The organism is Lacrimispora sphenoides (genome assembly GCF_900105215.1).
Lineage (GTDB): Bacteria > Bacillota > Clostridia > Lachnospirales > Lachnospiraceae > Lacrimispora > Lacrimispora sphenoides_A.
Window position 1 is genome coordinate 952,933 of record NZ_FOIP01000002.1, and the last position, 13,729, is coordinate 966,661.

The 13,729-nt window shown below is 46.3% G+C and carries 10 protein-coding genes; 8 read left to right on the top strand and 2 right to left on the bottom strand.

Annotated features, from left to right (window positions below):
- The first annotated feature begins 27 nt into the window (after positions 1-27).
- The 6 genes from BMW45_RS21210 to BMW45_RS21235 all read left to right on the top strand — a co-directional run bounded on the left by BMW45_RS21210 (position 28) and on the right by BMW45_RS21235 (position 7,025).
- A complete protein-coding gene (locus BMW45_RS21210) occupies positions 28-870 on the top strand; it encodes a DUF4397 domain-containing protein (RefSeq protein ID WP_092248665.1) in 843 nt (280 codons plus the stop codon).
- Positions 871-959: 89 nt separating this feature from the next.
- Positions 960-1,385, top strand: coding sequence for a GntR family transcriptional regulator (locus BMW45_RS21215; RefSeq protein ID WP_025232648.1), 426 nt, complete (start codon positions 960-962; stop codon positions 1,383-1,385).
- Positions 1,351-2,250, top strand: coding sequence for an ABC transporter ATP-binding protein (locus tag BMW45_RS21220; protein WP_092248668.1), 900 nt, complete (start codon positions 1,351-1,353; stop codon positions 2,248-2,250). Before BMW45_RS21215 ends, BMW45_RS21220 begins: the two co-directional genes overlap by 35 nt.
- Positions 2,225-4,402 carry a DUF6449 domain-containing protein gene (locus BMW45_RS21225; protein ID WP_092248671.1) on the top strand — a complete coding sequence of 726 codons (2,178 nt, stop codon included), beginning with the start codon at positions 2,225-2,227 and terminating at the stop codon, positions 4,400-4,402. The genes BMW45_RS21220 and BMW45_RS21225 overlap by 26 nt, the downstream gene beginning before the upstream one ends.
- Before the next feature lie 72 nt (positions 4,403-4,474).
- Positions 4,475-4,963 (top strand): zinc ribbon domain-containing protein, encoded by a 489-nt coding sequence (locus BMW45_RS21230; RefSeq protein WP_025232651.1) that lies wholly within the window; start codon positions 4,475-4,477, stop codon positions 4,961-4,963.
- A gap of 133 nt (positions 4,964-5,096) precedes the next feature.
- A complete protein-coding gene (locus BMW45_RS21235; protein WP_092248674.1) occupies positions 5,097-7,025 on the top strand; it encodes an LTA synthase family protein in 1,929 nt (642 codons plus the stop codon).
- Between the two features lie 86 nt (positions 7,026-7,111).
- Here BMW45_RS21235 and BMW45_RS21240 read toward each other — a convergent pair whose 3' ends face one another.
- Positions 7,112-8,218 (bottom strand): DUF362 domain-containing protein, encoded by a 1,107-nt coding sequence (locus tag BMW45_RS21240; protein WP_092248677.1) that lies wholly within the window; start codon positions 8,216-8,218, stop codon positions 7,112-7,114.
- 147 nt (positions 8,219-8,365) lie between these two features.
- On the opposite strand from BMW45_RS21240, the gene BMW45_RS21245 reads away from it, so the two are divergent.
- Both BMW45_RS21245 and cls read left to right on the top strand, forming a co-directional pair.
- A complete protein-coding gene (locus BMW45_RS21245; RefSeq protein WP_025232654.1) occupies positions 8,366-9,649 on the top strand; it encodes an O-acetylhomoserine aminocarboxypropyltransferase/cysteine synthase family protein in 1,284 nt (427 codons plus the stop codon).
- Between the two features lie 165 nt (positions 9,650-9,814).
- Positions 9,815-11,365 carry a cardiolipin synthase gene (gene cls / locus BMW45_RS21250; protein ID WP_092248680.1) on the top strand — a complete coding sequence of 517 codons (1,551 nt, stop codon included), beginning with the start codon at positions 9,815-9,817 and terminating at the stop codon, positions 11,363-11,365.
- A gap of 105 nt (positions 11,366-11,470) precedes the next feature.
- On the opposite strand, the gene BMW45_RS21255 is transcribed toward cls, so the two are convergent.
- The gene (locus tag BMW45_RS21255) at positions 11,471-13,537 is read right to left on the bottom strand and encodes a collagen-like domain-containing protein (protein WP_092248683.1); all 2,067 of its coding nucleotides are present in this window, start codon (positions 13,535-13,537) and stop codon (positions 11,471-11,473) included.
- Positions 13,538-13,729: the final 192 nt, after the last annotated feature.

Genomic DNA, 13,729 nt, shown 5'->3' on the forward strand with positions numbered 1-13,729 from the left:
TATATAGCGATAAAATTGAGGGCTTCTATGGAAAGTTTATTTTATATGCAGAATGATGCGGATATGGAGCCGAACATGCCGCCAGCTCCGGAAGAAGACGAGTTTCCAGCGGATGAAGAAAACGGGAACAATACAGATGAAACTGGGGAGAAACCATTAGAGGAACCACCACAGCCTGTACCCGATTTTCCACTTTCTGAAACAGGCCCTGATGGTACCGGGACCTCTATTATTACGGTATTCCCAAAACCAATCATTCCGTGCTACTATTGTGTGACGGATCAAAACGGTCTTGTCCGGTTTTTAAATGCGGTAGCCGGCTATAATCCGTTTCTTATTTATATCAACAATCAGCTGGCTGTGAACGGATTGAGTAACGGAGAAATGAGCCAGCATGGCCGGGTTTCTGCAGGAGAGCAGACCATAACCGTAGGCGGCCAGGATGGATATGCATACGTTGTAAAGCAGATTACGGTTCCAGTTGACCGTGCGGTTACTGTCGCGATCATCAATACGGATCACGGACTGGATTTGATGGTAATTTTGGATATGTACTGCAATGCCGGAATTAACACAGGCTGTTTCCGTGTATGCAACTTATCCATAACAAACCAAGGGGTTCATGTGATCCTAAATGGACAAAGCGTAACGTTCTTTGATGTAAATTATATGCAAGTGACCAGCTTCCAGTATGTCTCAACAGGCTTTTATATGGTCTCAGTGTCTAACAGCATCACTCATAACGGAAACCTCCTTTTGACCTCTGATATTTATATACGGGGCAATGCTTCCTATACCTTGTACGTATTTAACTGGAGTAATGTGGAGGATGCCATTCGTATTCTGATTGTCGAAGACCGAAGGCCTTAGAAAAAATTGGAAACCTCTGATTGACAGTTCAGAGGTTTTTTGCTATACTAAGTGTATTAAGAGTATTAATACAGACTAGGAGGTGGAATATGATACTGCTTGATTACAAAGACCGCAGGCCAATATACGAGCAGGTTGTAGAAAAGCTAAAGGATCTTATGATTTGCGGCGTGTTGGAACAGGATGCGCAGCTGCCGTCTGTCCGCGCTTTGGCAACAGATTTATCCATTAATCCCAATACAATTCAGAGAGCTTATGCGGAGCTGGAACGAAGAGGATTCATCTATTCCGTGAAAGGAAGAGGCAGCTTTGTGGCAGATTCCAGTTCCATTCGTGCGCTTAAGAACAGTGAACTGAAAAAGGAGCTTCTTAACTGGATCCAGGAAGCAAAACGGGCAGGTCTGACAGAGGATAAAGCTCATACATGGATTGCAGAGGAATGGGTAAGACAGGAATATTTGACCGGGGAGGAGAGAGAGGATGATAAAAGCAGAGAATCTGACAAAAAAATTTGACGATATAGTGGCAGTGGACCATGTAAGCGCACAGATACGGGATGGAAATGTATTTGGCCTGATTGGAACCAATGGAGCTGGAAAAAGTACATTTTTAAGGATGCTGAGCGGTATCTTAAAGCCTGATGAAGGAAATGTTACCATCGATGGAGAACAGATCTTTGAAAATGAAAAGGTGAAAGGCCGGTTTTTCTACATTTCCGACGACCAATACTATTTTAATAACGCTTCACCCCTTGATATGATGGAGTTCTACAGCAGGATCTACCCCCAGTTTAACAAGGAACGCTTCCACAATCTTTTGGGAAGTTTCGGACTGGAAGCCCGGAGAAAGGTCCATACTTTTTCTAAGGGTATGAAAAAACAGCTTTCCGTCATTTGCGGGATATGTGCCAATACGGATTATCTTTTCTGTGATGAAACCTTTGACGGACTTGATCCGGTGATGCGCCAGGCAGTTAAGAGCATATTTGCAAATGATATGTCTGAGAGAAATTTAACTCCTATCATTGCTTCCCATAACTTAAGAGAGTTAGAGGATATCTGCGATCATGTGGGTCTTCTTCACAGGGGTGGGATACTGCTTTCCAGGGATTTAGATGATATGAAACTCAACATCCATAAGCTGCAGTGTGTTTTAAAGGATGGGATGACTGCCGAAGACTTAACGGCCCTGCAGCGTATTAAGACAGAAACAAGAGGAAAACTCTATACCATTACGGTTAGGGGAACCAGAGAAGAAGTGGAAGGGCTGATGGAATCTTACCAACCGGTTTTTTATGAGATTATCCCATTATCTCTGGAAGAAATATTCATTAGCGAGACGGAGGTGGCAGGATATGACATCAAAAAGCTTATTTTATAATCTATTAAGAGAAGATGGCAAAAGACGCCTTTGGTCCATGGCACTGTCATTTTTAGTGTTTTTCTTTACCTTTCCGGTGGGAATCGCACTTTCTTTAAGTGAACGAATGAGAGGAGAAATTGATCTTACGTATATTATATCCACCCTGAAATCCTGGCTGGGCTTTCAGAACGGCTGGGTTGCGGCAGTGATTATACTCCTGTCACTTATTATGGGAGTGACCAGCTTTTCTTATCTTCATTCCAGGCAGAAGGTGGATTTTTATCACGGTATTCCAGTAAACAGGAAGCATTTGTTCTGGGTGAATTATTTTAATGGTATTCTTATTCCGGCAGCCGTATATGGGGTGAATTTAATCATTGCCATGGGAGTGATTGCAGTGAACGGCATTTCTCCTGTGGAGGTATGGAAAACAGCCCTTTCGGGATTCCTGCTGTTTATGATCCACTACTGCATGATGTATTCCGTGACTGTGATATCCATGATTCTAACAGGAAATGTTCTGGTTGGAATTCTTGGAAATCTGGTATTGCAATTTTATTTTGTATGTGTGATCGGAATTCTGGAATACTGCTACAGCAGCTTTTTCTATACCAGCTACCGCGCAGGCGGGAATGTATTTAACCGGTTCATGGATAAATGCTCGGCATTTGCCCTGTTCATGGTAAACTTAGATCGGCTGCAGCCAGGGAGTCCGGCAGGAACTAAGACTGTCAGGATTTTAGCGGTTCTTGCCGTAACAGTAGTTTTGACCCTCCTTTCTTTCTGGCTGTATAAAAAGAGAGGCTCAGAAGCAGCAGGAAGAGCCATGGCATTTAAGATCAGCATGCCGGTAATCAGGATTCCGATTGTGGTTTTATCGTCTCTTGGCGGAAGCATTTTTTTCTGGTCCATGCGTTCCAGCGTAGGCTGGGGTATATTCGGACTGATTTGCGGAATGCTTTTATCCCACTGCGTCATTGAGATCATTTATCATTTTGAATTCAGAAAACTGTTTTGCCATTGGAAACAGATGGGAGCCTGTGCCTTGTTGGCAGCAGTGATATTCTGCGGCTTCCGTTATGATTTGTTTGGGTATGACGGATATATACCGTCTGAAGCCTCCATCGAATCCGTTGCGGTTTCCATGTCGGATGTGAACTTCTGGGTTTCTTATGGAAGCGCAAAGCAGAATTCCCTGGGAGAATATTACTGGGAGTATCAGGATTCCGATGAATATATATTCAATCATATGAAGCTTAAGGATACGGCGCCGGTTTTGGCTTTGGTACGTGATGCTGTGGACTGGAACCAGAAGCTGCATCATGGAGATGATTATTCTGATACGTGGGACAATGGAAGTATAAGCTATAATTTTTCCATAAAATACACGCTTAAAAACGGCAAGAATATTTACCGCACCTACCATTTATCCGGAGATGAAGTCCGGCCTGAGATCGCGGAGATCTTTGAGAACCAGGAGTTTGCAAAAGCGGTTTATCCCATCCTTCTCCAGACTCCGGAAGATACTGCCTGGGTTAGGATAAGCAGGGGAGAGCAGACCAATGTTGTCAGCCGTGACAGAAACGGTACAGAGAAAGCCATGACAGATAAATTACTCCTTGCCTATCAAGAGGATCTAAAAAACTTAAAAGTGGAAACCATGGAAAAGGAATATCCGGTGGCTACCATCCAGTTTTTAACGAAGATGCAGGCAAATGCGGAAACAAAGCGGGAAGAAATCCAGAGCTCCTGGAAATACAGCGATGTTACCTCAAGAGGGTATTATCCGGTTTATCCTTCCTTTAAAAACACTCTGGAACTATTGAAAGAGTGTGAGGTTGACGTAGAGAGCTGGAATAGCCTGGAAAATGTCAAAGAAATCAATATCGATGCCTATCAGTTCAATGATTACCGTTCCACATATGAAGATAAAGACTCTCAATATTTAACAATTACCGATGAGGAACAGATTAGTCAGATCATGAGCTTTGCGGCAATCGATGGGTATTCCAACATGAATCCTTTTGGCGGCAGGGGAGAGGAACGGATTAGCTTCTCAGCAGTAACGGAATCAGGGGGAAGAAGAAGTGAAACTTCCTGTACCATTCCTTTGAATCAATTGCCGGAATCCGTTAAAAATGAAATCAATAAGATAAAAAAAGACGTGTAAGCAGTCTTTCATTGACTTTTTCTTCCAATGACGTTAAAATGATAGGAGCATAAGTCAAAGGAGGAATCACGGATGGCATTTTTTGAAGAGCTGGGAAAGACACTTAGTGATACCGGCAAAGAGGTTGCAACCAAGGCAAAAGCGCTGACTGAGACGATACAGCTAAAGACGCAGATCAGTGTAGAGAAAACAAAGCTGGAAGAAGCTTATGCGGTCATCGGTAAACAATTTTACGAAGCGAACAAAGAGCCGGATGAAGCTTATGCAAAGGCTTACGAAGCTGTTAGGGCCAGCCGGGAAAGAATTGCCGCTCTGGAGATCGAACTGAGCCAAAGCGAGGGAACCCGTATCTGTGCGGAGTGTGGAGCTAAAGTTCCAAAAAGTTCCTATTACTGTGGAAAGTGTGGAGCTCCTGTAAAGGAAGCAGCCCAGAAGACTGATACAGAAGAAGATATTGTGGAGGAAGTGGAACCGGAAGCGCCTGCAGAGGAAGTAAATCCAACTGCCGGAATTAATACGGTTAGTGAAGACGCATTTGAACCTACAGAAGAACAGGAATAGTTACTTAAAAGGCCGGCTTAAAAAGCCGGCCTTTATTTTATTATTTTCAATTAAAAAAAGTATGTAAATTTTCCGTAAAATGTGGTAGACTAAATCCGACTCTGAAAAGAAATAAGCTGCAATGAGGTATATCATGAAACTATATGTCAAATGGTTTGGAAGGCTTTTTGCACTTGCTGCCATTATCAATGTCTTTATTGAACTGGTCAGCAGAAAATCGCTGCCAAGCCTTGGTTTTTATATATGGAGAAGTTTTCCGGTTTTTCTATTGAATACACTGATCATCGCCCTTCCCTTTACCGTTGTATTTGTGACGAAGCGGAAGGCATTTACCTGCATTACCATATCGTTGATATGGTGTTTTATGGGAGTGGTTAACGGCATCCTGCTTATCTTTCGGACTACCCCCTTTACTGCGGCAGATTTTCGTCTGATAAAGTATGCGGTCAGCCTGGCCACGGTTTATTTTACCTGGATGCAGATTATCTTTATTGGGGCTGGCATTGTATCAGCAGTTATATTTATAGCCGCAGTTTGGCGCAAAGCGCCTGTTTCTAAGGAAAAAGTCCGGTACGGCCTTGGAACAGGGCTTATTGTCATAAGTGGAGTGGTTGTGCTGGGACTGACAAGCGCCGCTATGAATACGGGACTGGTGGCAGTTCATTTCGGCAATATCGGAGAGGCATTTAAAAGCTATGGTTTTCCATACTGCTTTTCCAATTCCATGTTTAACACCGGTATTTCCAAGCCGGAGGGATATGGGACCGAGACAATGGAAGAGATCCGGGATGAGGAACTGGTTCCGGAGAACACGTATGCTCTGTCTGAGGATACAAAGCCGAATGTGATCATGATTCAGCTGGAATCCTTTTTTGATCCTTCTTTATGGAAAAACAATCCGGTAAATTATGATCCCATCCCGTTTTTCCACCACCTTCAACAGAGCTATCCGGGAGGCTATTTAAGTGTACCCTCTGTGGGTGCAGGTACCGCAAATACGGAGTTTGAAACGATTACAGGCATGAATCTGGATTTTTTCGGCCCAGGAGAGTATCCCTATAAAACCGTGCTAAAGAAAACTCCTTGCGAAAGCGTGGCCTTTGATCTAAAAAACTTAGGTTACAGTGCCCATGCGATCCATAACAACGAGGCAACTTTTTATGACAGGAACCGGGTGTTTTCCCAGCTTGGCTTTGATACCTTTACCCCCATTGAATATATGAATAACGTAGAAAGAAATCCAACGGGCTGGTGCAAGGACAAGATTCTCACCGGTGAGATCATCAGGACACTGGATTCTACGGCAGGCCCTGATTTTATCTATACCATTTCTGTTCAGGGACATGGGAAATATCCAAACTTTGAGTATTACTGCCAGCAGATCGGAGAGATGGATCAGTTTATCCGTTCTCTTGTCAACACCCTGCGTACCAGGAAGGAACCTATTGTTTTGGTCATGTACGGGGACCATTTACCTGGATTTGAGTGGTCAGAGGATGAGATGAAGAACCGTTCCCTGTTTCAAACCGAATATGTGATATGGAACAACATGAATCTTCCTGTGGAGAAAAAGAATGTGGAGGCTTATCAGCTTGCAGCTCATGTATTGGATATGCTTAACATTCATGAGGGAACTATGATGAGGTTTCATCAGAAATATTTCAGTAATCCTGAAACAGAAGAAGAAAGTTATTTAAGGGATATGAAAACTCTGGAATATGATATTCTTTATGGAAGCCGAGAAGTTTACGGCGGAGAGAGTCCTTACCAGTCCACAAACCTTAAAATGGGAATTGATGATATCGTTGTTGACCATGTGGTGTACAATGATTCCAATGTTCTGGTTTACGGGGAAAATTTTACTCCTTATTCCAGGATATGTTTTGACGGAAAGGCTGTGGAAACCACGTTTGTATGGCCGGAGCTTATTATTGCAAAAGGTGTTCCTGAAAAGAAGATGAAGGATTCAGCGCTTTCCGTTTGGCAGATCGGAAGGGACAAGGTCCCACTTGGAGAGAGCAAAACCCATCACTGGACGAACAGGATCAGAGATTTGAATTGAGTAGGAAAAAGAGGGGAGAGCGCAATACTTTTGCGCCTCCCCTCTTTATGTCTCACATAAAAGGGTATATCTTAAACAATGCTGTATTACAGCGAAATTAATTCGTATTCCGCGCTGCCCAGACCGATTTTCACCGCATGTTCAATGGAGGATTTCCAGTTTGTGTTGGGATGAGTGTCTTTAAAATGGTCATGGTGATGGCTGCCGTGCTTTTCCAGTATGCTTCCTGCCATAACAGGCTGGCGGTTTACGGCATCTGCGCAGGCCATATCAAGAGCTACCGGGTTAAAGGAAGCAAACATACCTACATTAGGTATAATGGGGATATCGTTTTCTGAATGGCAGTCGCAGTAAGGAGATACATCCATAACCAGGCTGATGTGGAAATTTGGCCGGTCTCCGAGAACTGCCTGGGTGTATTCTGCAATTTTGTAGTTCAGGATGTCATTGGACTCATCAAAGTCAGTCTCAACGGCATCCACAGGACAGACTCCGATGCAGCGGCCGCAGCCTACGCACCTGTTATGGTCAATAAAAGCCTTTTTATCCTGGAAAGAGATGGCGCTGTGGGCGCAGTTCTTTTCACAGGCATGACATCCGATACAGGTTTCTTCGCTTACATGTGGCTTTCCGGAGTTATGCATCTCCATTTTACCTGCCCGTGAGCCGCAGCCCATTCCAATGTTTTTCAAAGCTCCGCCAAAGCCGGTGCTTTCATGGCCCTTAAAATGGGTAAGAGAAATAAAGATATCGGCATCCATTACAGCCCGTCCGATTTTTGCTTCCTTTATGTATTCCCCATTAATGGGAACCAGGCTTTCGTCCGTTCCTTTTAAGCCGTCGGCAATTAAAACATGGCATCCGGTTGAGAAAGGGGAAAAGCCATTTTCATAAGCGGTATCCAAATGGTCCAGAGCATTTTTCCGGCTTCCCACATACAACGTGTTGCAATCCGTTAAAAATGGTTTTCCGCCCTGGGATTTTACAAGATCCACCACTGCTTTTGCATAATTGGGGCGTAGAAATGACAGGTTTCCAAGCTCGCCAAAGTGAATCTTTATGGCTGTATATTTATTCTGAAAGTCAATCTGCTCCAGCATTCCGGCAGTTTTTATAAGTCTCTTAAATTTCTGAGGAAGGTTTTCCTGAAAGGTGGCATGAAAGCTCGTATAGTAAACCTTTGATTTTTCCATTTCGGTCTCCTTTAATCCGTGATATGATACCGCTTATTATACTGTAAATAATCAGGGAATTCAAGAAGGCAATTTGGACTTTATTTCCAGAACTATTTATGCTAAACTAGGAGAAGCAAATGACTACGGTTCACAGGAGGATATAAGATGAGTCAGAACATTCGTTCCAGAGAGACGGTTTGCATACAGGGCGGCTGGCAGCCGAAAAGCGGCGATGCCAGGGTGCTTCCGATTTTTCAGAGCACTACATTTAAGTATGATGACAGCGATAAGATGGGAAGGCTGTTTGATTTGGAGGATGAGGGGTATTTTTATACCAGACTGGCAAATCCTACCAATGATGCGGTGGCATCTAAAATCTGCGAGCTGGAAGGCGGGGAGGCTGCTATGCTGACTTCTTCCGGACAGGCTGCCAATTTTTATGCGCTGCTTAACATCTGCCAGGAGGGAGATCATGTAATCAGCTCTGCTACAATCTACGGCGGCTCCACCAACCTGTTTACCGTAACTTTAAAAAAGATGGGCATTGAATCCACTCTGGTGGATCCGGGCCTTTCAGAAGAAGAGCTTTTAAAGGCATTTAAGCCAAATACAAAGGCAGTATTTGGTGAAACCATCGGCAATCCGTCTCTTGTGGTTTTTGATATTGAGAAGTTTGCGAGGCTTGCACATAAGAACGGTGTTCCTCTGATTGTGGATAATACGTTTGCAACTCCGATCAACTGCCGTCCTTTTGAATGGGGCGCAGATATCGTAACACATTCTACAACAAAATACATGGATGGACATGCCACCAGCGTAGGCGGCTGTATCGTTGACAGCGGAAACTTTGACTGGGAGGCTCATGCTGAGCGGTATCCGGGGCTTACCTCACCCGACGAATCCTACCATGGCATTGTATATACCCAAAAGTTTGGAAAAAAGGCCTATATTACAAAAGCGACTACTCAGCTGATGCGAGATCTTGGTGCGATTCCCTCCCCAATGAACTCCTTCCTTTTAAACCTTGGTCTGGAAACCCTGCATCTTCGGGTTCCCCGTCATTGCGAAAATGCGTTAAAAGTGGCGCAGTATTTAAGCTCAAGGGAAGATGTGGCTTGGATCAAATATCCGGGTCTTGAGGGAGACGAATATCATGAACTGGCAAAAAAATATATGCCTGATGGCACTTGCGGCGTAATCTCTTTTGGCTTAAAGGGAGGAAGGGAAGCTGCGGTTAAGTTTATGGATGGACTGAAACTGGCGGCTATCGTGACTCATGTGGCAGATGCGCGTACTTCCGTTTTACATCCGGCAAGTCATACCCACAGACAGCTGACGGATGAACAGCTTGTTGAAGCAGGAGTTGATCCGTCCATGATCCGGCTGAGTGTTGGTATCGAAAATGCAGAGGATATTATGGAAGATATCAGACAGGCGCTGGAACAGTAAAAGAAAAGTATGAGGAGCGGGAAGACTGCGGTATCAGCGGTTTTCCCGTTGTTTTTGACGTCTTTGAAAAGGATACAGAGCCTTCCGGATGTTGCAAGATAAAGATGCAGGCTGTATAATTAAAAAGATGTGATTGTTGAATTGGCAGCATAGGAGGTGCACAAGATGAAACTGATCAGGAGAATGCTGAGGATTATTTTTGGCCGGACTACGTTTGCGGTCATTTCTCTTATCATACAAGTGGCTATTCTTTTTGCGGCATACCGCTTTTTAAGCCGTTACCTCGCATATTTCTATGGTGGTTCTGCTCTGCTGGGTGCATTTGTTATCATTTATATTCTGAACAAAGAGGAAAATCCCAGCTTTAAGCTGGCCTGGATGATCCCAATCGCGGCTGTTCCTGTGTTTGGAACATTCTTTTATCTGTTTGTTGAGCTACAGATTGTGGGAAAACTGGCAAATAAACGGCTGCGGGTCAACATGGAAGATACGGAAACCTATCTGACCCAGAGCCCAAGGGTCATGGAGGATTTGTCCAGAATCAGCAGGCGAAATGCCAATCTGGCTTACTATATCAAACATTCAGGCCATTACCCGGCATATAAAAATACGAATGTGCAGTATTTTCCGCTGGGTGAAACCATGTTTGAAGAGATGAAGAAGGAGCTGGAGGGTGCAAAGCGGTTTATTTTTATGGAATTTTTTATTGTAGAACGCGGAGAAATGTGGGAAGCTATATTGGAAATTCTGGAGAGAAAGGCAAAAGAGGGGGTGGAAGTCCGGTTCATGTATGATGGCATGTGTTCCCTGACCCTGCTTCCATTTAGCTATCCAAAGGAATTACAGGCAAGGGGAATTAATGCAAAGATGTTTTCTCCCATTAAGCCTGCATTCACCACTTACCAGAACAACCGGGACCATAGAAAAATCCTTGTGGTGGACGGTCTTACCGCTTTTACCGGAGGAGTAAACCTGGCAGACGAATATATTAACCGGCGTGTGCGTTTCGGCCATTGGAAGGATACAGGAATCATGCTGAAGGGGGATGCCGTTACCAGCTTTACCATGATGTTTCTGCAGATGTGGAACATTTCTGAAAAGGAGCCTGAGGACTATGGGAAATATTTAAGAGATCCGGAATATTTTTATCCCTTGGAGCTTAGCATGGATGGATTTGTGATTCCTTACGGGGACAGCCCTTTGGATCAGGAATCGGTTGGGGAACAAGTTTATTTGGACATCATAAACTCTGCCAGACATTATGTCCACATTATGACGCCATATCTGATTCTTGATTATGAAATGATCCAGGCTCTTACGTTTGCCGCCAAGCGGGGCGTGGAGGTCGTTATCGTTATGCCGGGGATACCGGATAAGAAATACGCGTTCCTGCTTGCAAGGTCTCACTATAGAGAACTGTTAAGGGCCGGGGTCCAGATTTACGAGTATATGCCAGGCTTTGTCCATGCAAAGGTATACGCAAGCGATGACATCAAGGCAGTAGTCGGAACTATTAATATGGATTTCAGAAGCCTTTACCTTCATTTTGAATGTGCAGTCTACCTGTATCGGAATGAAGTTATTCGGGATATACAGAGAGATTTTCATAACACTCTGGCCCAATGCCGTAGAATCACCATGGAAGATTGCAGGAATTATCCCTGGTATGAAGTTTTGGCAGGGCGGGCGCTCAGACTGTTTGCACCGCTTATGTAGAGCAACAGGAAATATACTGCTGTTTATGTAAAAATGCGTCGGAAGCATATACTCCCGACGCATTTTTTAAAATCATAGATCTTTAAAAATACTTTGCATCAGTAATTATTGGGAAACCTGGAAAATAGTCATGTGTGCCTGAACTGGGGTCGCACCGTAAGAAACGGTCTGCCCTGTTGTGTTAACGAGTGCAATGGTGGATGGGATAGCGCCTACAGTAATCAGGGTGATTCCACTTAACTGGCCTGTTACGATTGGCGAGCATGATGCTATACCGCTGCTTCCATTGATCTCTAAAGAAAATTCCACAAAAGTAGCTGGGCCTGCGCCATTTGTAGCTACCCACCATGATACATAGTAATTTTGCTCTGCATTAAGCGTTGCAACGCCTGTTGTTGTGTTATAAGAAATATTAAGGCTCTGATTGTTTAAAATGGTATTGAATATTACACGGTTTCCATTTGCTACTGAGGTACCTCCAGTGAGCTGCAGGTCAAATCCACGTAATTGCGTAAATGGTCCTGCAGGTCCAGTAGGTCCGGTTGGGCCTTGAACGCCAGTAGCACCAGTAGCGCCGGTAGCACCGGTAGCACCATTAGCACCAGTTGGTCCAGTAGGTCCGGTCGGTCCAGTTGGCCCCTGTAGTCCTTGAGGTCCCTGAGGTCCTTGCAGTCCCTGAGGTCCTTGCGGTCCCTGCGGCCCCTGAGGTCCTTCCGGTCCTTCCGGTCCTTCGGGTCCTTCAAGTCCTTGTGGTCCTTGCAGTCCCTGAGGTCCTTGCGGTCCCTGCGGCCCTTCAGGCCCTTCCGGTCCTTCTGGTCCTTGTGGCCCCTGAAGTCCTTGGATTCCTTGAGGTCCCTGTGGTCCCTGTGGTCCTTCCGGTCCTTCCGGTCCTTCGGGTCCTTCTGGTCCTTGTGGCCCCTGAAGTCCTTGGATTCCTTGAGGTCCCTGTGGTCCCTGTGGTCCTTCGGGTCCTTCGGGTCCTTCCGGTCCTTGTGGTCCCTGAAGTCCTTGAGGTCCTTGTGGTCCCTGAGCACCGGTAGCGCCAGTTGGTCCCTGAGCGCCAGTAGCACCGGTCGGTCCAGTTGGTCCCTGAGCGCCAGTAGCACCGGTTGGTCCAGTTGGCCCCTGAAGCCCTCTAGGTCCAGTCGGTCCAGTTGGCCCAGTTGGTCCAGTTGGCCCCTGAGCGCCAGTAGCACCGGTAGCGCCAGTCGGTCCAGTTGGCCCCTGAGCACCGGTAGCACCGGTAGCGCCAGTCGGTCCAGTTGGTCCCTGAGCGCCGGTAGCACCGGTCGGTCCGGTTGGTCCCTGAAGCCCTCTAGGTCCAGTCGGTCCAGTTGGCCCAGTTGGTCCCTGAGCACCGGTAGCGCCAGTCGGTCCAGTTGGCCCCTGAGCGCCAGTAGCGCCGGTCGGTCCGGTCGGTCCAGTCGGTCCCTGAGCGCCGGTAGCGCCGGTCGGTCCAGTTGGTCCCTGAAGCCCTCTAGGTCCAGTCGGTCCAGTCGGTCCCTGAGCGCCGGTAGCGCCAGTCGGTCCAGTCGGTCCAGTTGGTCCCTGAGCGCCAGTAGCGCCGGTCGGTCCAGTTGGTCCCTGAGCACCAGTAGCACCGGTCGGTCCAGTTGGTCCCTGAGCACCAGTAGCGCCGGTCGGTCCAGTTGGTCCCTGGGCACCAGTAGCGCCAGTAGCACCGGTAGGTCCGGTTGGTCCAGTTGGTCCCTGAGCGCCAGTAGCGCCGGTCGGTCCAGTTGGTCCCTGAAGCCCTCTAGGTCCAGTCGGTCCGGTAGCGCCGGTCGGTCCAGTTGGTCCTTGTATTCCCTGAGGTCCCTGAGGTCCTATTGGTCCCTGTGGTCCGGCAGGTCCCTGCGGCCCTTGAGGTCCTTGCGGTCCAGTCGGTCCAGTCGGTCCCTGGATGCCTCTAGGCCCAGTCGGTCCCTGAGGCCCAGTCGGTCCCTGTGGCCCGGTCGGTCCCGTGAAGCCCCTAGGTCCAGTTGGTCCGGTCGGTCCCTGAGGCCCTCTAGGTCCAGTTGGTCCGGTCGGTCCCTGAGGCCCTCTAGGTCCAGTTGGTCCGGTTGGTCCCTGAGGGCCTCTAGGGCCAGTTGGTCCTGGACAGCCTCGGGGGCCTGGGCAACAGCATTCATCACAGCAGCGTCTATCATCCCAATTTCTGCAATTATTCATTATAGCTCCCTCCTGTTAAGGTGTAATATTGTGATTTTCTGCTTATAAGCGTTTTATACAAGATAAAAATCAGAATATAAAGGACTTTCGTTCTCCTTTATACCTTATGATATGTATTAAATGACAAGTTTGTTAGGAAATGGTTGAACTTAATAATAGCGGCAAAATCACTGCGAATTAGAAAGGAAATAT